Here is a 20,252-nt window from a genome sequence, read left to right on the forward strand (position 1 = left end):
CGCTGTCTGGGCTGTCCGTTGAAATGACCCCCATAGGGTCCGCCTCCATTGTCCATACTATCCCTCGCCCCTCCGGGGAGAGGGTGCCCGCAAAGCGGGCGGGTGAGGGGGTTGCGCTTTTGCCGAACGGTCCGACACGCGCCCCCCCTCACCCTAACCCTCTCCCCAAGGGGAGAGGGAATCAGCGATCAGCGCACCAGTTCCTTCCACTTGGCGATGCCTTCCGCGACTTCCGGGCCGAGGTCGTCGCCGGTGTTGCGGTACCACTTCAACTGGTCCAGCGACCGCCCTTCCGCCCAGGGCACGTCCTTGCGCAGCGTCGGCCAGTAGTTCTTCTGGAGGATCATCGACACCTCCGTGGAGTAGAGGAAGTTGGTGAACAGCCGGGCGGCGTTCGGGTGCGGGGCCTTCGCCAGGATGCCGGTGACGCCCAGGTTCAGGATGGCGTCGTCGGACGGCGCCACCACGTCGATGGGGTTGCCGGCGGCCTTCTGGGTCAGCGTGTAGCTGAAGGGCGCGCCGGAGCCGACGACGCGCTCACCGGCCAGGATGTCGGTCACGGTGTCGACGTTGGACTGTCCGACCTTCGGCTTCTGCTTGCCGAAGGCGCGCAGGAAGTCGTCGCCGTACTTGCGGCGGATGGCGACCACCCAGTTCGCCACGTCGCCGGAGAAGGCCGGGCTGCCGGTGGTGATCTTGCCCTGCCACTGGTCCTCCAGCAGCGCCTGCCAGCTGGCCGGCGGGGTCTGGACCTTGCCCGGCGCGTAGTTGATGCTGGTCAGGCTGATGGCGCCGACATGGAACATCTTGTCCGGGTCGAGGTTGCGGAAGGCGTCCGGGATATGCACGCCGTCCACCGGCTCGAAGGGCGCCAGCGCGCCGATCTTCTTCAGCTCCGTGTAGTGCAGCATGTTGGTGGTGCCCAGCGAGTCGCACTCGTGGACGCCGCTCTGCAGCTCCATGCGCAGGCGGGTGTAGACGGTCTGCGAGGCCTGGCGGAGCAGGTTGACCTCGATGCCCGGATACTTCACCTTGAAGGCGTCGCGGATCGCCTCCATCGTCTGCTGCTCGTAGGAACCCCAATAGAGGGTCAGGGCGCCTTCCTTCTTGGCGGCGGCGTAGAGCGGGTCGTCCGCCGCCGCGGCAATGCGCGAGAAGGCGGTGCCGGCCAGTCCGCCGGTCACCAGGGCGGTGCCGACGAGTCCGCCGGTCTGGAGAAGGCGGCGGCGCGAGAATTCCATCATGTTGCCAATCCCTGTCTTGTTGTTGCGGTATCGCCGTTGCGGCGTCGTTCTTCGTTCGTGAGCGGACGTCAGTAATCGCCGGTGGTCGCCCCACCGTCGGCGACGATGGTCTGGCCGGTGACGTAGGCCGCGTCGTCGGACGCCAGGAAGGCGACGACGGCGGCGATCTCCGCCGGCTTGCCCAGGCGCCCGATGGGCGTCTTCTCCAGCCATTGCGCGCGCACCGCGTCGGGCACGCCCTCGACAATGGCGGTCTCCACAACGCCGGGAGCGACGGCGTTGACCAGGATGCCGCGGCGCGCCCCTTCCAGGGCGGCGGTGCGGGTCAGCCCGACCACCCCGGCCTTGGAGGCGGAGTAGTTGGCCTGTCCGAAGGTCCCCAGGATCGCCGTGGAGGCGATGTTGACGATGCGCCCCCAACCACGGTCGCCAACCAGCCGGAAGGCCGTCTGGCAGCCCAGCCAGGTGCCGCGCAGGTTCACGTCGATGACGGCGCTCCATTCCGCGTCGGTCATCTTGGGCAACGAGCGGTCGCGGACGATGCCGGCGACGTTGACCATGATGTCCACGCCCCGGAAGCCCTCGGGCAGGCCGGTCACGGCGGCGCCCCAGCTTTCCCGGTCGGCGACGTTCAGCGCGGTGGCGTGGGCCTGAGCCCCGTCGGCGCGCAGCGCGGCGGCGACGGTCTCGGCGGTCTCGGCCCCGATGTCGGCGACGACGACCGCCGCCCCTTCCGCAGCCAGCCGCTCGCAGACGGCGCGCCCGATGCCGCCGCCGCCGCCGGTGACGAAGGCGACACGGCCGGCGAGGCGGCGGGGATGGTGGGTGGCGGCACTCATGCCTGCGCCTCCTTGCGGGCGATGGAGAGCACGTCCTCGCCCTCCTGCACGGTCTCGCCGCGCTGGTTCTTCACGGTGATGGCGACGCGGACGATGCCGCGGTCCGGCTTGGAGGCGCTGGGACGGACCTCCGCCACCTCCGCCTCGTAATGCACGGTGTCGCCGGCGAAGACCGGGCCGACGAAGCGGCGGCGCGTCTCCAGGAAGGCGAGGATCGCCCAGTCGTCGATGGCCGAGCGCAGGCCGGTGCTGAGCGAGTGGGTCAGCATGCCGTGGGCGATGGTCCGCCCGAAGCCGTTGGCCTTGGCGGCCTCGGCATCCATGTGCAGCGGGTTGAAGTCGCCGGTCAGCCCGGCAAACCAGACGATGTGCGCCTCGGTGACGGTGACGCGCGAGGAGCGCGCTTGGTCGCCCGGCTTGATGTCGTCGAGATGGATGGCGGTCATTCTAATGCACCCTCAGTCGGGAGTCCGCGGGCGGAACACGAGAAGGCTGGTGGCCTCGTCCAGTTGGTGGAAGGCCACGGCGAGCGGCAGCCCGGCCCGCAGATCGGCCTCCGCCACCCCCTCGACGCGGGAGAAGACGGTGACGCCCTCCTCCAGCCGGATCAGGGCGCAGACATAGGGATCGCCGCGCTGGTTGCCGCGATGGACGACGGAATAGGTCAGCAGCTCGCCGCGCCCGCTGGCCTCGACCCATTCCGGGCGGGCGTGCGGGGCGTGGATGGAGTGCGCGCGCGGGTACCACTGGAACCGCCCGGTCTCCGGACAGCGCTGGATCAGGAAGCGCCCCTCGCGCGCCGCGTCCCAGAAGGGGGCGGAGGTCTCGTCCGGAACGGGCGGGATGGTCATGCTGGTCATCGGGGCACCTTACCGGGCAAGGATGGCGGTGGCGGCGGAGCAGAAGGTGCCGCCCAGCCCATGGGCCAGGGCGATGCGGGCGTCGGGCACCTGGACGCCCGGCCCCTCGCCGCGCAGCTGGCGGACGCTCTCGATCAGGGTGAAGATGCCGCGCTTGCCCGGATGGTTGGACGACAGGCCGCCGCCGTCGGTGTTGGTCGGCAGGCTGCCGCCCAGCGTCAGGTTGCCGTCCGCGACGAAGGCGCCGCTCTCCCCGCGCCCGCAGAAGCCGAGATCCTCCAGCGCCAGCATCGGCGTGATGGTGAAGGCGTCGTAGATCTGCGCCACGTCGATCTCGCCGGGGGTCAGCCCCGCCATGGCGAAGGCGCGCGGGCCGGACAGCGCCGCCGGGGTGGTCAGGTCGTCGGGAATCTGGCTGTTCTGGGTGCGCGCCACGGCGGCGCCGTAGCCGACCAGATGGACCGGCGGCTTCTTCAGGTCGCGCGCCCGCTCCCGGCTGGTCATCACGACGGCGCCGCCGCCGTCGGTCACCACGCAGCAGTCCAGCCGGTGCAGCGGCGACGCGATCATCGGCGAGGCCAGCACGTCGTCCACCGTGATCGGCTTGCGCAGCCGGGCGTCGGGGTTCTTTGCGGCGTGCTCGCGGAAGGTCACGGCCACCTGGGCGAGCTGTTCCGGCGTGGTGCCGTAGAAGTCCATATGGCGACGGGCGAACAGGCCGTAGGTCGAAATCAGCGTCGGCGCGTAGGGAATCTCGTACTGGCCGGGGCCGGCGGGGAAGACGAAGGGGTCGAAGGACGGGCTGCTCAGCGGCCACCAGCGCGGGCAGGCGGCGTAGCTGATGACCACCACCTCGGCCAGCCCGGTGGCGATGGCCGCCGCCGCCTGCCCGGCCTGGAGGATGTAGGAGCAGCCGCCGACGTCGGTGCTGTTCACGTAGGTCGGCGCGATCCCAATGTATTCGGCCAGTTCGACCACATCCATGGTGCTGCCGCCCTCGGCCCAGTCGCCGGAGGCCGCGCACAGCCCGTCCACGTCCTTCAGCGTCAGCCCGGCGTCGTCCAGGGCGCCGAGGATGCACTCCATCTGAAGGGCGAAGGGGTGGACGCGCGGCGCATCCCGGCGGGGCGATTCATAAACGCCAGCGATGGCCGCCTTTCCCGAAAGATCGATCACGCGCGGGTTGTCCTTTCCTGGTTGTGGAAGGCCGCGCATCGCTGCCGCGACGCGCGCCGAGCGGCTTCAGTGGACAGGCGATGAGAGTAAAGAGATCGCCCGTCTCGGAAATCACGAAGACTATCCGATGGCCGGTAGAGATTTCGATCAGGCCGATCCGCTCCCGGCAAGATCAAGACTACCGGACACAGTTCGTGTCACAAGCAGAAAAAACGATGCGGTCCGGTGCACGGAACGCACCAATGTCACACCGCGCGGATCGGCGGAACGGTGCCTTCCATGCACCGGATTGGGCCAAACTAAGCGATTGTTTTCCGGCCGCCGTGGCGCAAGCCTTTGGGCATCGTATTCCCGCCGCCGCCCTGGACCGGACCGGTTTCCAGCCGGGGTGCGCGGCCCCGCCCGGCCCGCCCGCACGGCGTCCGGCCATCCGAAGGATCATGCATGCTCAACACCGATACGCAACGCCGCGAAGGCCCTCTGGCCGGCGTGCGCGTGGTCGATCTCACGCACATGTTGGCCGGCCCCTACAGCACGTGGCTGCTCGGCGCGCTGGGGGCTGAGGTGATCAAGATCGAGCGTCCCGGCAAGGGCGATTTCACCCGCATCATTGCCCCCTTCAGCGAGGAGGAGAGCATTTACTTCCTCAGCGTCAACCGCAACAAGCGGAGTCTGACGCTCAACTTGAAGGAGGAAAAGGGGAAGGAGATCTTCAAGAAGATCGTCGCCACCTGCGACGTGCTGGTGGAAAACAACCGGGCCGGGGCGATGGACCGGCTGGGGCTGGGCTACAACGATCTGAAGGCGGTGAATCCGCGGCTGGTCTACGCCTCGATCTCCGGCTTCGGGCAGGACGGCCCCTACCGCCACAGGCCCTGCTTCGACGTGGTTGCCCAGGCGATGTCCGGCATGATGAGCATCACCGGCGAGCCGGGCGGCGATCCCTGCCGGGTCGGCGCGTCGATCGGCGACATCGGGTCGAGCCTGTTCGCCGCCGTCGGCATCCTCGCCGCCCTGCAGAAGCGGACCAGCACCGGCGAGGGCAGCTTCATCGACGTGGCGATGCTGGATTGCCAGCTCGCCCTGATGGAAAACGCCATTGCCCGCTTCCTGAACGCCGGGGAGACGCCGCGGGCGCTGGGCAGCCGCCACCCGCTGATCGCCCCCTTCCAGGCCTTCCCCACCGCCGACAAGCCCATCGCCATCTGCGTCGACACCAACGAGCAGTGGGACCGGATGTGCCGCGCCATGGGGCTGGAGCATCTGCTGTCCGACCCGCGCTTCCCCACCGGCTCGGCCCGCAACGCCAACCACGCGGAGCTGGAACCGCTGCTGCGCGAGGTCTTCCTCACCCGCGGGCGTGACGCCTGGCTGGACGCCATGGAGGACGCCGACGTGCCGGCCAGCCCGATCAACAGCGTGCCGGACGCGCTGAACGATCCGCAGGTGGTCCACCGCAAGATGGTCGTGGAGGTGCCGGAAGGCTCGGGCAAGCGCTTCGCCGCCGTGCCGATCACCATGCCGGAGGCCCCCCTGCCGGCGGAGAGCCCGGCGCCCCGGCTGGGCGAGCACACCGACGCCATCCTGGCGGATCTCGGCTTCAGCCCCGACGAGATCGGCGCCTTCCGTCGCGACGCGGTGGTGTGATGGCCGGCGGCGCGGGGGGAGAGCGGCGGGCGACGGGCGGCGAAGGGGCGCGTGCGGTGCTGGCGGAAATGTTTCATACTGCCATCGGGATCGCTCCCAGCCTCGCCCCGGCTTCCGTCCACAGCCCAAAGGTCCGCATGGCGCGCCGCCTTCCGCCCCTTCTCGCCCTCCGCGCCTTCGACATCTTCGCCCGTCAGGGCACGGTGCGGGCCGCCGCCGACGAGCTGGCGGTGTCCCATACGGTGGTGTCGCGCCACATCCAGAATCTGGAGCAGGCGGTGGGGGTGAAGCTGGTGGCGAAGTCCGGGCGCGGCCTGTCCCTGACCCGCGAGGGCATCCGCTACGCCTCGCAGCTCCGCCGCGCCTTCGACCTGATCGGCGAGGCGAGCAACGAGCTGCGCAACGGCGGGATGGAGGCGGTGCACATCTGCTGCCTCGCCGGGCTGGCGTCGCGCTGCCTGCTCGCCCGCCTGCCGGAGTTGGAGGAGGCGCTGACCGGGCGGGAGGTGATCCTTCAGCCGACCTCGACCCGCCCCGACTTCAGTCGGGAGGAGGCCGACGCCGAGATCATGTATCTGGAGGACGGCGGCTCCGTCGCCGACGGGCTGCGCTCGGAGATGTTCGCGCGGCCGCGCATCCTCGCCATCGCCAGCCCGGAGTTCAAGGCGCGCTACCCCGACGTGCGCACCCCCGCCGACCTCGTCGGCCTGCCGCTGATCCACGAGCAGTCCACCGGCATGTGGGAAGCCTGGCTGGAGGAGGCCGGCATCGCTGACATCCCCCGGCTGCGCGGCCCCCGGCTGTGGCAGGCGCATCTGACCATCGAGGCGGCCCGGCTGGGGCGCGGCGTCGCCCTGGTCAGCGACCTGCTGGTGACCGAGCCGCTGGCCAACGGCGAGCTGGTGGAGATGGTGGACAGCAACGTGACCATCGGCGGCTATTACTTCATCGCTCCGGTCCACCGCTGGAACACGCCGGTCATCTCCGCCATCCGGCAATGGCTGCGCGGCGTCTTCCCGCCGGAGCAGACCTCCCCCCTCCAAGGCACCCCATGACCCAGGACCACGCCCTGCCGCCGGACATCTTGCCGTCCGACATCCTGCTGTCCGACGTGCACACCGTCGAAGAGAGCTGGATCGACCTTTACGGCCACATGAACATGGTGCGCTACGTCGCCTTGTTCGACGAGGTCGGCTACGCCCTGATGGAGCAATGGGGGCTGGGCGAGACCTACACGCGGGACGAGGGGTTCGGCCTGTTCGTCGTCGACGTGGCGGTGCATTACCGGCGGGAACTGCGCGTCGGAACGCCCCTGCGGGTGGCCCTGCGGCTGCTCGACGCCGACGACAAGCGGCTGCTGAGCCTGCTGGAGATCCGCCGCGCCGACGACGGGTCGGTCGCCGCGACCATGGAGCAGCTGTCGATCCACGTCGATCTGCGGACCCGCAAGGTGACACCCTTCCCGCCCGCCCTGGCGGAGCGGCTGAGCGCCCTGGCGGCGGTCCAGTCCGCCCATCCCCTGCCGCCCCGCCACCGGCGGCGGCTGCATCTGGCGTCCAGTCCCTCTCCCGTCCCGGGAGAGGGTGCCCGCGCAGCGGGCTCTCGCGCTGGCTGAAAGCCAGCGCTGACGCGGCAGGCGGACCTTCGGTCCGCCGAGAGCGGGTGAGGGTCGCGCGAAGATCAATGCGCTGATTCTCGGCGTCACCCTCACCCTTCCCACGCTTCGCGCGGGCCCCTTCCCTCTCCCGAGACGGGAGAGGGGATTTTGTATGCGACCGGAGCGGTTGCCGGCCGGCAGGACCTTCACGATATGTCCGCCATGACTCATCTGCGCATGGCGTTGCGGCTGGCTTGGCGGGACCTGCGGGGCGGCGTCGCCGGTCTTTGGATCGTTATCCTCGGAGTGGCGCTGGGCACCGCCATGATGGCCGCCGTCGGCTCGCTGAGCGGCGGCGTGCTCGACGGGATGCGGGCGACCGCGCGCGAGGCGGTCGGCGGCGATCTCTCCCTGCGCCTGTTCCACGCACCGGCGACGCCGGAGCAGCGGGCCATCCTCGACACGATCGGCAGGGTCGGCGAGACCGCAGAGTTGCGCCCTCTGGCGGGGACGGTGACCGGCAGTGCCCGCACTTTGGTCGAGTTGAAGGCGGTCGAAGGAACTTACCCGCTGATCGGCGCGGCGACGGTGTCCGGCGCCCCGTCCCTGGCCGCGGCTTTGGCCCACCGGGACGGGCAATGGGGCGCCGCGGTGTCCGCCGACCTCCTCGAAGCGCTCGCGCTGGGCGTCGGCGACCGGCTGCGCCTTGGTGCCACCGAAGTCGCGATCCGCGCCGTGCTGGAGCATGAGCCGGACCGGGCGTTCCGCGCCTTCTCCCTCGGCCCGCGCGTCGTCATTGACCGCCGGGCGCTGGACGATACGGGCCTCGCGGCGCCGGGGATGCCCGTCTATTGGTATTATCGCCTCGTTCTGCCGGAAACGGTCCGGTCCGACGCCGTCCTGCGCGATCTGGAAGAGCGCTTCCCTGACGCCGGGTGGCGGATCGTCGATGCCTCGCACGGCATTCCGGGCGTGGACCGCACCGTGCACCTCGCCCGCGCGCTGTTCCTTCTGGGATCGCTGTCTATCCTGCTGATCGGCGGAGTCGGGGTCGGCCGGGCGCTGTCGGCGCACCTCGCCCGGCGGTTGCCGGTCCTGGCGACGCTGAAGGCGCTGGGCGGCTCGCCACGCCTGCTCTTCACCGCCTTCCTGGTGCAGACACTGGGCGTGGTCGGCGTGGCGCTGCTGATCGGCGTGGCGACCGGCGCCATCTTGGCCGCGTCGGCGGTGTGCGCGCTGCCGCTCGACTGGATGCCGGAGACGGGTGGCGCCGTCGATCCGGCGGCCTTGCTGCTGGCGGGGGCGGTCGGGCTTCTGGCGGCGCTGCTCTGCGCCGTGCCGCCGCTGGCCCGCGCCGCCGGAACCAGCCCCGCCGCGATCTGGCGGGGGGCGGTGGATGGCTTGTCCCGGCCGTTGGGGTGGCGGACTCGTGGCGCCGTCGCGCTTCTGGGGCTGGCGCTCGCTGGTCTGCTCGCCGCCTGGACGGGGATGCCGCTCACGGTCGCCGGCTTTCTGCTCCTCGCCGGGCTGGTGGCGGCGGGCTTCGCGCTGCTGGGGCGCGGGCTCGCCGGGGTGGCCCGCCGGCTGGCGCGCGGGCGGCGACCGGTGGTCCGGCTGGCCGTCGCCAACCTCGGTCGGCCCGGCGCGTCGACGGTCCCGGTGGCCGTCGCGCTGGGCATCGGCCTGACCCTGCTGGTCGCGGTCGGCGTGGTCGGGCAGTCCGCAACCGGCCATGTCGAGGCGACGCTGCCGACGCAGACACCCTCCGTCGTCGTGCTGAACATTCCCCCGCCGGACGGCACCCGCTTGAGCGGACTGCTCTCCGCCCTGCCCGGCGTCGGGCGTGTCGAGACGGCGCCCTTCCTGCACGCCCGGATCAGCCGCCTCAACGGCGTCGCCGTCACCGAGGCGGACGCCCCGCGCTCCGTCGGCTGGGCGGTGCGCGGCGACCGCGGCCTATCCTGGCGCGACCGCCCCGCCCCCACCGACCGGATCGTGGCGGGGAGTTGGTGGCCCGAAGGCTACGCCGGCCCGCCGCTCGCCTCGCTGGACGCGCAGGTGGCCCGCCGGCTGGGGCTGGCGGTGGGCGACAGCGTCACGCTGGCCTTGGCGAGCGGCCCGGTGACCGCGACGGTCGCCAACCTCCGGCGCATCGACTGGACGCGGCTCGACCTGGATTTTCCGGTTATCCTCTCCCCCTTCCCGGAACCGCCACCGCACAGCCTCGTTGCCGCCGCCTGGTCGCCGCCCGAAGTGGTTCCCGTGGTGGAGGCGGCGGTGGCGCAGGCGATCCCCCAGGCCCCCACCGTCCGCGTTGCGGAGGTTCTGGACACGCTTGGGTCGACCGTCCAGACCGTGCGCGGGTTGCTGGATGGCCTGTCCGCCGTCGCCCTCGGAGCGGCGGCCGTGGTCCTTCTCGGCGCCATCGCCAGCAGCGCACGGCGGCGCCTTCAGGAAATGGCGATCCTGCACGCCCTCGGGGTCGGGCGGCGTTCGATGATGCAGGCGGTGGTGCTGGAATTCGCCGTCCTGGGCGCCGCGGTCGCCGCGGTCGCGGTGCCGCTCGGCTGGGCCGGTGGGGCGGCGGTGGTCGCCAGCCTTGCCGACGGCGCTCCCCTGCCTGGAGGCGCTGTTCCCCTGGCCGCCTTCCTCGGCACCGTCGCCGCGATGGCGGCGGTCGGGGCTGTGCTGGTGGCTTGGCTGCCGCGACGGGACGTGATGCGGCGGTTGCGCAGCGATGCGCTGTCCGCCTGACCCGCCAGCCGGTCAGGCCATTTCCGCCGCCGGGATGATCGCTTCGGTCAGCAGGGCGTTGAGCATGCCGACATGGCCATCCGACCGCGCCGGCCGGCCGGGGTCGGAGGTGACGACGACGGTCAGCCCCAGGCCGGGCACCAGATAGAGCATCTGCCCGCCGTAGCCGCGCGCGTAGGCGATGCGGTGCCCCTTCGCCTCGGCGAGGAACCAGCCGTACCCGTAGTCGTCGCCGGAGAACGGGGAGCGCGTGCGCGGCACCCAGGAATCCCGCACCCAGGCGGCGCTGATGACGCGCAGCCCGTTCCACAGGCCGCCTTGCCGCCACAGCTCGCCGAAGCGGAAGAGGTCGAGCGGCGACAGCGCCATGTTGTTGCCGCCGAGATAGAAGCCCTGCGGGTCGCGCGTCCAGGACGGCACCTCGATTCCCAGCGGCTCGCCCAGCCAATCCCGCGCCAGAGACAGCAGGCTGCGCCCCGACGCGCTGGCCAGCGCCGCGCCCAGCAGGTGGTAGCTCCCCGTCGAATAGAGCATGCGCGCGCCCGGCTCGGTGACGAAGGGACGGCGCAGCGCGTCGGCGACCCAGTTGCGGCTGTTGATCCAGCGGCCATAACTCGGCCCGGAGGTCGGCTCCAGACCGGCCTGCATGGTCAGCAGGTCCGCGATGGTGATCCGGCGCACCCGTGGATCGACGCCCGCCGGGACCAGCCCCGGAGCCGCCTCGGCCAACGGCACATCGACGCCCCGCAGGACGCCGCGATCGATGGCGCTGCCGGCGAGCGAGGCGGCGATGGTCTTGGACACCGACTTGACGTTGACGGCGCGGTTCACCGCCGGTCCGCGGAAGGCCTCCGCCGACACCACTTCCCCATGCCGCCCGATGACCAGCGCGTGGATCTGATCGAGCCCAGCCGCCCGCTTGATTGCGCGGTCCAGCAAGGCCGGATCGAACGCGGCCCCGGCCGCGGGTTGGGTGGCAAGCAGCGGGCGCGTCAGGGCACAGCCGAAGGACGCGACGGTGGCGGCGAGGACAGTGCGGCGGCCGAGCCGGAACGGCGAGTTCGAAGTCATCCCGGATATGTGGTCCCGCTTCGCGGCCATCCAAGATTGCCGCGGAGAGACACGGGGCGGACTTTGTCTCACCCACCACCGCATCCGCCGCTTGCCTCGTCACCCCATGAGAACATATTAAGAACACACACAGCGTGGGATGGGACGATGGACGACGCCTTGATCGAGAAGCTCGGCATTCTGGCCGATGCGGCGAAATACGACGCCTCCTGCGCCTCGTCCGGCGCCAAGCCGCGCCGCGGCGGTAAGGAGGGGCTGGGCTCGACCACCGGCGCCGGGATCTGCCACGCCTACACGCCGGACGGGCGCTGCGTCTCGCTCCTGAAGATCCTGCTGACCAACCACTGCCTGTTCGACTGCGTGTATTGCATCAACCGGCGCTCCTCCAACGTCCGTCGCGCCCGCTTCACGGTGGAGGAGGTGGTGACGCTGACCCTCGGCTTCTACAAGCGCAACTGCATCGAGGGGCTGTTCCTGTCCTCCGGCATCATCCGCTCGCCGGACCACACCATGGAGCAGATGATGCTGGTGGCGCGGACGCTGCGGCGCGACCACGGCTTCGCCGGCTACATCCACCTGAAGACCATCCCCGAGGCCAGCCCCTGGCTGATCGAGCAGGCCGGGCTGTGGGCGGACCGCCTGTCGATCAACCTCGAACTGCCCTCCGACCACAGCCTGAAGGCCTTCGCGCCGGAGAAGAACGGCGGCACGATCAAGGCTGTGATGGGGCAGGTCAACGAGCGCATCGTCGAGGCCAAGGAGGAGCGCCGCCGCTTCTCCCCCGCCGGCCAGAGCACCCAGCTGATCGTCGGCGCCGACGACGCCACCGACCGTTCGGTCCTGGAGACCAGCGGCACGCTCTACCAACGCTACGGGCTGCGCCGCGTCTACTACTCCGCCTTCAGCCCGATCCCGGAGGCCAGTTCGGTGCTGCCGGTCAAGCCACCGCCGCTGCAACGGGAGAACCGGCTGTATCAGGCCGATTGGCTGCTGCGCTATTACGGCTTCACGGTGGAGGAGATCGCCTCCGGCGGCGAGGGCGGGATGCTCGACCTCGGCATCGACCCCAAGCTGGCCTGGGCGCTGAAGAACCGGGAGCGCTTCCCGGTCGACGTCAACCGCGCCGACCGCGAGATGCTGCTGCGGGTGCCGGGGCTGGGTGCGCGCGCCGTGGACAAGATCCTGTCAGCGCGCCGCCACACCCGCCTGCGCATGGAGGATCTCGGGCGGCTGTCGAGCGGGCTGCGGCGGGCGCGCCCCTTCCTGATCGCCGCCGACTACCACCCTGTGGGTGGGCTGACCGACCGGCTGGACCTGCGCCAGCGCTTGGTCACGCCGTCCAGCCAGCTGAGCCTCTTCTGACCATGCACACGATCACCTTGCGGGAGGGTGCGAACCTCGATGGCTTCCGCCGGGCGGTGCGCCGCCTCGCCGCCGCCCGGACAGAACCCGACACGGTGCTGTGGAGCGTCGGCGCGCCGTCGCTGTTCGGCGACGAGACGGCGCCCGCTTCCCAGAACGGCGCTGCGGTCTTCCTGCCCCAGGCGGTCGGGCAACTGATCGAAACCGTCGTCTGCCACAGCGATCCGGAACGCTACGCCCTGCTCTACCGGCTGGTCTGGCGGGTGCTGAACGGGGAGCGGGCTCTGCTCGACCAGCACGCCGACCCGCTGGTGCACCGGCTGGAGCGGCTCGACAAGGCGGTGCGGCGGGACATCCATAAGATGCACGCCTTCCTGCGCTTCCGCGCGCTGCCCCCTGCTCTGCCCGGCCTGGACGACGGAGAACGCTACGCGGCGTGGTTCGAACCCGACCACCACATCGTCGAGGCCGTCGCCCCCTTCTTCGTCGAGCGCTTCGAAAGCATGGTGTGGACGATCCTGACGCCGAAGGGCTCGCTGCACTGGGACCGCCAGCGCCTGATGACCGGCCCGCCCGCCGAGCGTCCGGACGCGCTGGCCCATGACCGCTTTGCCGATGATCGCTTTGCCGAGGGTTGGCGGCGCTACTACGAGAGCACCTTCAACCCGGCGCGGGTCAACCCGACGGCCATGCGGGCGGAGATGCCGCGGAAATACTGGGCCAACATGCCGGAGACGGCGGCCATCCCGGCGCTGGTCCGCTCCGCCCCCGCCCGCGTCCAGGCGATGCTGGAGGCGGAGGCCGCCATCCCGCGCCGCCGCATGCCCGAAAAGGCCGTGGCGGCGATGGCCCGGCAGGCACCGGAAAGCCTCGCCGACTTGAACCGCCTGATCCAACGCTCCGAACCGCTGGTGCCGGGGGCGACGCAGGCGGTGCTGGGCGAGGGGCCGGAGGGTGCGGCCATCGCCATCGTTGGCGAGCAGCCGGGCGACCAGGAGGACCGCGAGGGGCGCCCCTTCGTCGGTCCCGCCGGCCAATTGCTGACCGCCGCGCTGGAGGAGGCCGGCATCGACCGCGGCAGCCTCTACCTGACCAACGCCGTCAAGCATTTCAAATTCGTCCAGCGCGGCAAGCGGCGCATCCACCAGTCCCCCACCGCCGGCGAGGTCAAGCATTACCGCTGGTGGCTGATGACGGAGCTAAGCTTCGTCCGCCCCCGCCTCGTCGTCGCGCTGGGAGCCACCGCAGCCCTGGCGCTGAGCGGCCGGCCCGTCGCGGTTCTGCGCGAGCGGGGTCCGATGGCCTTCGACGGGTGGAACGGCTTCGTCACCGTCCACCCTTCCTACCTGCTGAGGCTTCCGGAAGACGAGGAACGGCGGCGGGCGCAGGCGGAGTTGGTGGCCGACCTGCGCCGCGCCGCGGCGCTGGCGTGAGACGGCACCGGACCGTCCCCCGTCAAACCCTCACGCGCCCTGCTGCTTGAACCGCTTGCCCACCGTGCATTGGATGCGCTGAAGCTCGTACTTCGGGTGGTCGTTGATCCACTTGGCGCTCTCGATCTGACCGGCGATCGGACAGCTCGACATGGTCAGGGGTTCGGTGTCGGGAACCATCGGGTTGATGGTCCGGCACTGGGTCGGGTCGGACGCCAGGCAGAAGATCATCGACAGGGTAACAAACATCGGGCGCTCCAAAACGCAACGGCACGGCTGTGCCAACATCGTGTGGATCAGCGAGAGCAAGCCGCATGCCAGCCCCAGAACGAGGACAGGATTGCGGGATTCCGGCTGCTCGGAAATGAGCCAAACCACAGGGTGCCGAATCATTAGGCATTGAAGGTTAACCAATGCCTAAACGTTGGGAGTCTGCGAAGCCGATGATGCAGGGGATGAAGCGGAACGGGCCATAAGATCCAGAGAAGCCTTCGCGCAAGTCTGGAGTCGGCGCGCCGCAGGTCAACGGAACGTTGAGTGAAGCAGTTTATGTCTTTGAAGCAACCTGCGCTGGCGTCAGGCCCCGGGCTGCTCGCACCGCCACTGGCGGACATTCCACTTGGGATGCTCCATAAGCCAATGCACGACGTGGACATAACTGTTGCGCGTGCATTCCACCGCGGTCGGGTACCGTTCGATGGAGGGCGGACGTTCGATGGCGCATTGGTCCGGCCGCATGGCCAGACAGATCACCAGAACCAGTTCAAACATGACGTGTCATTCCTGTACGCAAGACCGATCGGCCGGCGCCTTCAATTCCGCCAAGACGGACGGAGGCCGGAACACCTTCATCAACAGGCGGCATAGCGGATCGGGTTGCGATCAGTTGCGCTGCTTTGCGGCAAAAAATGCTGCTACGCACAAAATTCACCTCGGAAACTGCAAATAAATAAATTACAAAATCATGTTTTGGAGGATTATCCACTTACTCCCAATTTGCGGTCAGTCCTGGATAAATCCGGCATAGGGCGATTGTTTGGTGTTTTCTATTCGGCCAAGCCTTGACGAGAAGATGGTCCCAATATAGCATTAAGTCACAATTTGGCGTCAGCTTTTCTGAATATTGAATTCAGAACCGGACACACCGCGCGACAACATTCGCGCGACAATGCCCTTTTGCGCTCAGCGCCGCAATCATAAGCAAGAAGCCCATTGGTTTTTGGGTAAACAATAAGCGCCATCACGGGAGGGATCGTCATGAAGGTATTGTCTCGCTGGCTTCTCGCGTCTGTCGCTGTCGTCGCCGCCGGCTCGGTTTCTGCGAATGACAGTATTCTCAAGAATGAAGCGAACCCCAACAACTGGGCGTCCCAGCTCGGCAATTATGCCGGGCAGCGTTACAGCCCCCTCGACCAGATCACCACGAACAACGTCAAGAATCTTCAGGTCGCATGGTCGTTCTCGACCGGGGTTTTGCGCGGCCATGAAGGCGGGCCGATCGTCGTCGGCGACGTGATGTACATTCACACGCCGTTCCCCAACAAGGTCTTCGCGCTGGACCTCAACAATCCGGGGCGGGTCATCTGGAAATATGAATCGGTCCAGGATCCGACCGTCATCCCGGTGATGTGCTGCGACACCGTCAACCGCGGCGTTGCGGTCGCGGACGGGAAGGTCTTCCTGGCGCAGGCGGACAACACGCTGGTCGCGCTCGACGCCAAGACCGGCAAGGAGGTCTGGAAGGCCAAGAACGGCGACCACACCAAGGGCGAGACCCTGACGGCGGCCCCGCTGGTGGTCAAGGACAAGGTCTTCGTCGGCATCAGCGGCGGCGAGTTCGGCGTGCGCGGGCATCTGACGGCCTACGACACGAACAGCGGCAAGATGGTGTGGCGAGCCTTCTCGACCGGCCCCGACGCCGACGTGAAGATCGACCCGTCGAAGACGATGATGATGGGAAAGCCGATCGGGCAGAAGGATCTCGGCGTCTCGACCTGGCCGGGCGAGGAATGGAAGCGCGGCGGCGGGACCACCTGGGGCTGGTACACCTACGATCCGGCGCTCAACCTCATCTATTACGGCACCGGCAACCCCGGCACCTGGAATCCGACGCAGCGGGCCGTCGACAAGGACCGGGCCAAGAGCGACAACAAATGGTCGATGACCATCTTCGCGCGCGATCCGGAGACCGGCGAGGCGAAGTGGGTCTATCAGAAGACGCCGTTCGACGAATGGGACTTCGATGGCGTGAACGAGAACATCCTGGCCGACATCACCATGAACGGCCAGCAGCGCAAGGTCCTGGTCAACTTCGACCGCAACGGCTTCGCCTACACTTTGGACCGGGCGACCGGCGAATTGCTCGTCGCGCAGAAATATGACCCGACGGTCAACTGGGCGACCGACGTCGACATGAAGACCGGACGGCCGAACGTCGTCGACAAATACAGCACCTTCGCCAACGGCGAGGACAAGAACACCGCCGCCGTGTGCCCGGCAGCACTCGGCACCAAGGACCAGCAGCCGGCCTCCTTCTCGCCGGACACCGGCCTGTTCTACGTCCCGACCAACCACATCTGCATGGACTACGAGCCGTTCTCCGTCTCCTACACGGCGGGACAGGCCTATGTCGGCTCGACCGTGTCCATGTACCCGACGCCGAACTCGCACGGCGGCATGGGTAACTTCATCGCCTGGGACGCGGCGGCCGGCAAGATCGTCTGGTCGCGGCCGGAGCGCTTCGCGGTGTGGAGCGGCGCTCTGACCACCAAGGGCGGCCTGGCCTATTACGGGACGCTGGAAGGCTATATCGTCGCTGTCGACATGAAGGACGGCAAGGAGCTGTGGCGGTTCAAGACCCCGTCCGGCATCATTGGCAACATCAACACCTACACCCACAACGGCAAGCAGTATGTGGCCGTCCTGTCCGGCGTCGGCGGCTGGGCCGGCATCGGTCTCGCCGCCGGTCTGACCCAGGAATCCGGGGCGAACCAGTGGCATCAGGCCGTCCATCCCAACCGCGCCGGTGGGACGGGCGTGGCGACCGCCGGCCTCGGCGCGGTCGGCGCCCACCAATCGCTGGGCGAATACACCCAGCTCGGCGGCGTCCTGACGGTGTTCCACATCCCGGACCAGAAGTGATCGGCAGACCTGCCCCCGGTGCCGCAACGCACCGGGGGTTTTGCTTTAGAGCCATCGGCATTCACTGGGACCCGGCTTCCGGGCAAGGATCTCGACATCCATGAAACGCAGACTTGGCTTGCTGACCGGTGCGCTGACGGTGGGCACCGTCGCTTGTTTCGCCGCCCTGGCACAGGACGCGCCGACAACCCCCGACGGAACACCGACCTACATCGTCAAGGACGGTCAGGTGGACAAGGGAACCTACAACGGCTACCGCCGCTTCCACGCGACCTGCCACACCTGCCACGGCTTCGACGCGTCGGGGTCGTCCTTCGCCCCCAGCCTCACGGACTCGCTCAAACGCCTCAGCTACGACGAGTTCAAGGAGGTCGTCGTCAACGGCCGCCAGAATCAGGGCGCCACCGGCGACAAGGTGATGCCTTCCTTCGGCCTCGACCCGAACATCATGGATCACCTGGACGACATCTACCGCTACCTGAAGGCGCGGGCCGACGGCGTGCTGCCCGGCGGACGCCCGCAACGCATCGGCGGCTGATCCGGCGGAGGAAGACCCTTCATGGCATTTCCTTCTGTGCTCACCGTCGTTGCCATCGCCGCGGCTCTGCTGTCCGTCACCCTGCCGGCCCACGCCGTCGAGGTGACGGAGCGCGAGACCGTGCGCGTCTGCGCCGACGGCAACCTTCTGCCCTATTCCAACGAACGGATGGAGGGTTTCGAGAACGAGATCGCCCGGCTCATCGGCGAGGATTTGAAGAAGCCGGTGACCTACTACTGGTGGCCGCAGACCATCGGCTTCGTCCGCAACACGCTGCGCGCGCGGCAGTGCGACCTCGTGATGGGCACGGCGTCCGGCGAAGAGCTGATGCAGAACACCAACCCCTACTACCGGACCGTCTATTCCCTCGTCTACCGCACCAAGTCGGGCATCCGGGCGGAGAGCGTGGGCGATCCGTCGCTGAAGGACGCCCGCATCGGCGTCGTCGAGAAGACGCCCGCGGTCAACCTGCTGCGCCTCTACGGCATCACCCGGACCGAGCCCTACCAGCTCAACACCGACACGCGCGCCAACAACCCGGCCCGCGACGCCATCGCGGACGTCGCCGCCGGCCGGACCGACGCCGCGGTGATCTGGGGGCCGATCGCCGGCTACTTCGCCGCCCAACAGACGGAGCCGCTGACCGTCGTTCCGCTGGTCAAGGAACCGGTGGCCGCCCGGCTGCAATTCAACATCTCCATGGGCATCCGCTCCGACGAGCCGGAATGGAAGCACTGGCTCAACGATTTCATCAAGCGCCGCCAGGACGACATCGACCGCATCCTGCTGCGCTACCACGTCCCGATCATCGGCCCCGACGGCGCGCTGAAGACCGCCGCCGCCATCGAGCCTCCGAGTTACCGGATGGACCAGTACCGAGCCCCGACCCCCGCCGGCCTGTCCGGCGCCTCCACCGTGACCCTGGCGGAGTTGCGGCGGCTGATCGATCACTTCCCCGACACGCGGCTGATCGACGTGATGCCGGCCCCGCCGCGCCCGGCCGACCGCCCGGAGCCGGCCGTCTGGGTTCCTCCGCCCCGCCGCAGCCTGCCGGGGGCGGTCTGGCTGCCCAACGTCGGCTACGGCAGCCTGTCGGGCGAGCAGGAACGCTATTTCCGCACCGGGCTGGAGACGCTGACCGGCGGGAACCGGGCCGCCCGGCTGGTCTTCTTCTGCGAGCCTGATTGCTGGATGTCCTGGAACGCCGCGAAGCGTGCGGTGGAATGGGGGTATGGCAACGTCTACTGGTATTCCGACGGCGCCATGCGCTGGCAGGAGGCGGGATACGGGCTGGAGACGGTCGAACCCTTCGCCGGCGGCGCGTCGAACTGACCGGAGCGGTTCGCCTCAGTCCAGGCGGGCGGCGATGTCCCGCGCGATGCGGCCGGCCTTCTGTTCGAACTGGACCGGCTGCTCGCACAGCGCCGTCTGATTGCGCCGCCGCTCGTCGAGGATGCGCCGCCGCCACGCGATCTCCTCACGCAACGCAGTCGCCTCGGGGGCGTCGGCGGGAAGCGCCTGGAGACGGGTGAGCGCCGCGTCGATGCTGTCGAGCAGGACGCGCTGCTGGTGGGCGTAACGCTTGATGGCCGAGATGGCTTGGCCGCGCTCCTGGTTGAGCGCGTTGAAGGCTCCGGCGAACAGGGCGGTGAGGGCGGCGTTGCGGTCCGCCGCCGCCCCGTTGGCCTCCAGCTGGTCGGCGAAGCGGTCGATCGCCGCCTGCTCCTGCTCCGGAGCGAGCCGGCGGTCGAGCAGCTGCTTCAGGACCGGTTCGGTGCCGGGAATGTCGCGCCAGTCGCCTTCCTTCCCCTCGATGGGATCGCCGGGCCAGATCTGGCCGGACGACAGAGTCGGCACGAGGATCTGGACGCAGGGCCAGTCCGGGTCTCCCCCGGCCGCCCCCGCCGGGACGGACGCCAGGGTGAGCAACGCGGCGGCAAGGACAGCGGAGCGGTGACGCATGATTGGATTCTGCCGGATATCGGGCGCCCTTGCCCATCCACGCATTCGGATGAGGCCGACGGAATTCGCCGCGACGGCGCTCCTGTTCCTGCTGCTGAACGGTGCGGTCCCGGCGGCGGCGCAGGCTCCGGCCAAGGTTCTGGTCTTCGATCTGGAACTGGTCGATACCAGCCGGGAGGCCCCCGATCCGGACCATGCCGGACGGCTGGAGCGAGTGACGGCGCTGCTGCGCGACGGGCTGAAGGACGGCGGTTACGCGGTGACCGGCGTTCGTGACAGCGCCGTCGCCGCGGAGGTGCCGGCGTCGCTCTATCGGTGCAACGGCTGCGAACTCGACCTGGGGCGCCGGGTCGGCGCGGACATCGTGGTGACGGGTTTCATCCATAAGATCAGCACGCTGATCCTCAACATGCAGATTATAATGCGCCGCACCGGAGACGGTACCGGAGACGGCGAGGTCATCGCCGTCGCGAACGCGGACATCCGCGGCGACAATGAGCGGTCGTGGCGGCGCGGCGTCGACTGGCTGCTGCGTCACCGCCTGCTGGCCGCACCGCCGTCCGTCCGGTGACGAGCCCTGACGACACCCGAGGCGGGGGAGCCAACCTTCGTCCGACACGGGGAGGAG

General features: G+C 69.1%; 19 protein-coding genes. 10 read left to right on the top strand and 9 right to left on the bottom strand.

From position 1 onward, the window contains the following. Positions 1–188: 188 nt before the first annotated feature. The 5 genes from AC1DVI_RS17095 to AC1DVI_RS17115 all read right to left on the bottom strand — a co-directional run bounded on the left by AC1DVI_RS17095 (position 189) and on the right by AC1DVI_RS17115 (position 4,119). On the bottom strand, positions 189–1,244 hold the full coding sequence (locus tag AC1DVI_RS17095) for an ABC transporter substrate-binding protein (RefSeq protein ID WP_476958977.1): 1,056 nt from the start codon (positions 1,242–1,244) through the stop codon (positions 189–191). Between the two features lie 68 nt (positions 1,245–1,312). Further along, positions 1,313–2,083 carry an SDR family oxidoreductase gene (locus AC1DVI_RS17100; RefSeq protein ID WP_476958978.1) on the bottom strand — a complete coding sequence of 257 codons (771 nt, stop codon included), beginning with the start codon at positions 2,081–2,083 and terminating at the stop codon, positions 1,313–1,315. Continuing rightward, complete coding sequence (locus AC1DVI_RS17105; protein WP_476958979.1) at positions 2,080–2,529, bottom strand: MaoC family dehydratase; 450 nt, start codon at positions 2,527–2,529, stop codon at positions 2,080–2,082. Before AC1DVI_RS17105 ends, AC1DVI_RS17100 begins: the two co-directional genes overlap by 4 nt. Positions 2,530–2,541: 12 nt before the next feature. Next, complete coding sequence (locus tag AC1DVI_RS17110; RefSeq protein ID WP_476958980.1) at positions 2,542–2,943, bottom strand: Zn-ribbon domain-containing OB-fold protein; 402 nt, start codon at positions 2,941–2,943, stop codon at positions 2,542–2,544. A gap of 9 nt (positions 2,944–2,952) precedes the next feature. Next, a complete protein-coding gene (locus tag AC1DVI_RS17115) occupies positions 2,953–4,119 on the bottom strand; it encodes an acetyl-CoA acetyltransferase (protein WP_476958981.1) in 1,167 nt (388 codons plus the stop codon). 444 nt (positions 4,120–4,563) lie between these two features. Here AC1DVI_RS17115 and AC1DVI_RS17120 point away from each other — a divergent pair, with 444 nt between their 5' ends. The 4 genes from AC1DVI_RS17120 (at position 4,564) to AC1DVI_RS17135 (ending at position 10,117) form a co-directional block, all read left to right on the top strand. Next, complete coding sequence (locus AC1DVI_RS17120) at positions 4,564–5,766, top strand: CaiB/BaiF CoA transferase family protein (protein WP_149163664.1); 1,203 nt, start codon at positions 4,564–4,566, stop codon at positions 5,764–5,766. 137 nt (positions 5,767–5,903) lie between these two features. Then, positions 5,904–6,821 (top strand): LysR substrate-binding domain-containing protein, encoded by a 918-nt coding sequence (locus AC1DVI_RS17125; RefSeq protein WP_476958982.1) that lies wholly within the window; start codon positions 5,904–5,906, stop codon positions 6,819–6,821. Further along, complete coding sequence (locus tag AC1DVI_RS17130; RefSeq protein ID WP_476958983.1) at positions 6,818–7,381, top strand: acyl-CoA thioesterase; 564 nt, start codon at positions 6,818–6,820, stop codon at positions 7,379–7,381. Before AC1DVI_RS17125 ends, AC1DVI_RS17130 begins: the two co-directional genes overlap by 4 nt. Positions 7,382–7,576: 195 nt before the next feature. Continuing rightward, positions 7,577–10,117: an ABC transporter permease gene (locus tag AC1DVI_RS17135; RefSeq protein ID WP_476958984.1), complete on the top strand. Its 2,541-nt coding sequence runs from the start codon at positions 7,577–7,579 to the stop codon at positions 10,115–10,117. Between the two features lie 12 nt (positions 10,118–10,129). Here AC1DVI_RS17135 and AC1DVI_RS17140 read toward each other — a convergent pair whose 3' ends face one another. Beyond that, the gene (locus tag AC1DVI_RS17140) at positions 10,130–11,188 is read right to left on the bottom strand and encodes a serine hydrolase domain-containing protein (RefSeq protein WP_476958985.1); all 1,059 of its coding nucleotides are present in this window, start codon (positions 11,186–11,188) and stop codon (positions 10,130–10,132) included. 147 nt (positions 11,189–11,335) lie between these two features. Here AC1DVI_RS17140 and AC1DVI_RS17145 point away from each other — a divergent pair, with 147 nt between their 5' ends. Beyond that, positions 11,336–12,550 (top strand): putative DNA modification/repair radical SAM protein, encoded by a 1,215-nt coding sequence (locus tag AC1DVI_RS17145; protein WP_145627813.1) that lies wholly within the window; start codon positions 11,336–11,338, stop codon positions 12,548–12,550. Between the two features lie 2 nt (positions 12,551–12,552). Next, entirely contained in the window at positions 12,553–13,983 is a 1,431-nt protein-coding gene (locus AC1DVI_RS17150) for a UdgX family uracil-DNA binding protein (protein ID WP_476958986.1), read from the top strand. A gap of 30 nt (positions 13,984–14,013) precedes the next feature. Here AC1DVI_RS17150 and AC1DVI_RS17155 read toward each other — a convergent pair whose 3' ends face one another. Together AC1DVI_RS17155 and AC1DVI_RS17160 are read right to left on the bottom strand one after the other, a co-directional pair. Beyond that, positions 14,014–14,232: a hypothetical protein gene (locus tag AC1DVI_RS17155; protein WP_035680398.1), complete on the bottom strand. Its 219-nt coding sequence runs from the start codon at positions 14,230–14,232 to the stop codon at positions 14,014–14,016. Positions 14,233–14,559: 327 nt separating this feature from the next. Continuing rightward, on the bottom strand, positions 14,560–14,754 hold the full coding sequence (locus AC1DVI_RS17160) for a hypothetical protein (protein ID WP_149163657.1): 195 nt from the start codon (positions 14,752–14,754) through the stop codon (positions 14,560–14,562). A gap of 486 nt (positions 14,755–15,240) precedes the next feature. On the opposite strand from AC1DVI_RS17160, the gene AC1DVI_RS17165 reads away from it, so the two are divergent. The 3 genes from AC1DVI_RS17165 (at position 15,241) to AC1DVI_RS17175 (ending at position 18,994) form a co-directional block, all read left to right on the top strand. After that, a complete protein-coding gene (locus tag AC1DVI_RS17165) occupies positions 15,241–17,124 on the top strand; it encodes a methanol/ethanol family PQQ-dependent dehydrogenase (protein ID WP_149163655.1) in 1,884 nt (627 codons plus the stop codon). Positions 17,125–17,224: 100 nt separating this feature from the next. Continuing rightward, positions 17,225–17,662 carry a c-type cytochrome gene (locus AC1DVI_RS17170; RefSeq protein WP_149163654.1) on the top strand — a complete coding sequence of 146 codons (438 nt, stop codon included), beginning with the start codon at positions 17,225–17,227 and terminating at the stop codon, positions 17,660–17,662. 21 nt (positions 17,663–17,683) lie between these two features. Further along, the gene (locus tag AC1DVI_RS17175; protein WP_476958987.1) at positions 17,684–18,994 is read left to right on the top strand and encodes a quinoprotein dehydrogenase-associated putative ABC transporter substrate-binding protein; all 1,311 of its coding nucleotides are present in this window, start codon (positions 17,684–17,686) and stop codon (positions 18,992–18,994) included. 15 nt (positions 18,995–19,009) lie between these two features. Here AC1DVI_RS17175 and AC1DVI_RS17180 read toward each other — a convergent pair whose 3' ends face one another. Next, positions 19,010–19,624 carry a hypothetical protein gene (locus AC1DVI_RS17180; RefSeq protein WP_476958988.1) on the bottom strand — a complete coding sequence of 205 codons (615 nt, stop codon included), beginning with the start codon at positions 19,622–19,624 and terminating at the stop codon, positions 19,010–19,012. Between the two features lie 49 nt (positions 19,625–19,673). Here AC1DVI_RS17180 and AC1DVI_RS17185 point away from each other — a divergent pair, with 49 nt between their 5' ends. Further along, on the top strand, positions 19,674–20,195 hold the full coding sequence (locus tag AC1DVI_RS17185; RefSeq protein WP_476958989.1) for a DUF3280 domain-containing protein: 522 nt from the start codon (positions 19,674–19,676) through the stop codon (positions 20,193–20,195). The last annotated feature ends 57 nt before the right edge of the window (positions 20,196–20,252 follow it).

Source organism: Azospirillum sp. P4_B5, from assembly GCF_056402275.1.

What these genes read in the sequence shown, in the direction of transcription:
- AC1DVI_RS17140 (WP_476958985.1), bottom strand. Translation starts at nt 11,188, where the DNA reads ATGACTTCGAACTCGCCGTTCCGGCTCGGCCGCCGCACTGTCCTCGCC.
- AC1DVI_RS17125 (WP_476958982.1), top strand. Translation starts at nt 5,904, where the DNA reads ATGGCGCGCCGCCTTCCGCCCCTTCTCGCCCTCCGCGCCTTCGACATC.
- AC1DVI_RS17110 (WP_476958980.1), bottom strand. Translation starts at nt 2,943, where the DNA reads ATGACCAGCATGACCATCCCGCCCGTTCCGGACGAGACCTCCGCCCCC.
- AC1DVI_RS17185 (WP_476958989.1), top strand. Translation starts at nt 19,674, where the DNA reads ATGAGGCCGACGGAATTCGCCGCGACGGCGCTCCTGTTCCTGCTGCTG.
- AC1DVI_RS17155 (WP_035680398.1), bottom strand. Translation starts at nt 14,232, where the DNA reads ATGTTTGTTACCCTGTCGATGATCTTCTGCCTGGCGTCCGACCCGACC.
- AC1DVI_RS17120 (WP_149163664.1), top strand. Translation starts at nt 4,564, where the DNA reads ATGCTCAACACCGATACGCAACGCCGCGAAGGCCCTCTGGCCGGCGTG.
- AC1DVI_RS17130 (WP_476958983.1), top strand. Translation starts at nt 6,818, where the DNA reads ATGACCCAGGACCACGCCCTGCCGCCGGACATCTTGCCGTCCGACATC.
- AC1DVI_RS17165 (WP_149163655.1), top strand. Translation starts at nt 15,241, where the DNA reads ATGAAGGTATTGTCTCGCTGGCTTCTCGCGTCTGTCGCTGTCGTCGCC.
- AC1DVI_RS17105 (WP_476958979.1), bottom strand. Translation starts at nt 2,529, where the DNA reads ATGACCGCCATCCATCTCGACGACATCAAGCCGGGCGACCAAGCGCGC.
- AC1DVI_RS17150 (WP_476958986.1), top strand. Translation starts at nt 12,553, where the DNA reads ATGCACACGATCACCTTGCGGGAGGGTGCGAACCTCGATGGCTTCCGC.
- AC1DVI_RS17170 (WP_149163654.1), top strand. Translation starts at nt 17,225, where the DNA reads ATGAAACGCAGACTTGGCTTGCTGACCGGTGCGCTGACGGTGGGCACC.
- AC1DVI_RS17175 (WP_476958987.1), top strand. Translation starts at nt 17,684, where the DNA reads ATGGCATTTCCTTCTGTGCTCACCGTCGTTGCCATCGCCGCGGCTCTG.
- AC1DVI_RS17095 (WP_476958977.1), bottom strand. Translation starts at nt 1,244, where the DNA reads ATGATGGAATTCTCGCGCCGCCGCCTTCTCCAGACCGGCGGACTCGTC.
- AC1DVI_RS17100 (WP_476958978.1), bottom strand. Translation starts at nt 2,083, where the DNA reads ATGAGTGCCGCCACCCACCATCCCCGCCGCCTCGCCGGCCGTGTCGCC.
- AC1DVI_RS17135 (WP_476958984.1), top strand. Translation starts at nt 7,577, where the DNA reads ATGTCCGCCATGACTCATCTGCGCATGGCGTTGCGGCTGGCTTGGCGG.
- AC1DVI_RS17180 (WP_476958988.1), bottom strand. Translation starts at nt 19,624, where the DNA reads ATGCGTCACCGCTCCGCTGTCCTTGCCGCCGCGTTGCTCACCCTGGCG.
- AC1DVI_RS17160 (WP_149163657.1), bottom strand. Translation starts at nt 14,754, where the DNA reads ATGTTTGAACTGGTTCTGGTGATCTGTCTGGCCATGCGGCCGGACCAA.
- AC1DVI_RS17145 (WP_145627813.1), top strand. Translation starts at nt 11,336, where the DNA reads ATGGACGACGCCTTGATCGAGAAGCTCGGCATTCTGGCCGATGCGGCG.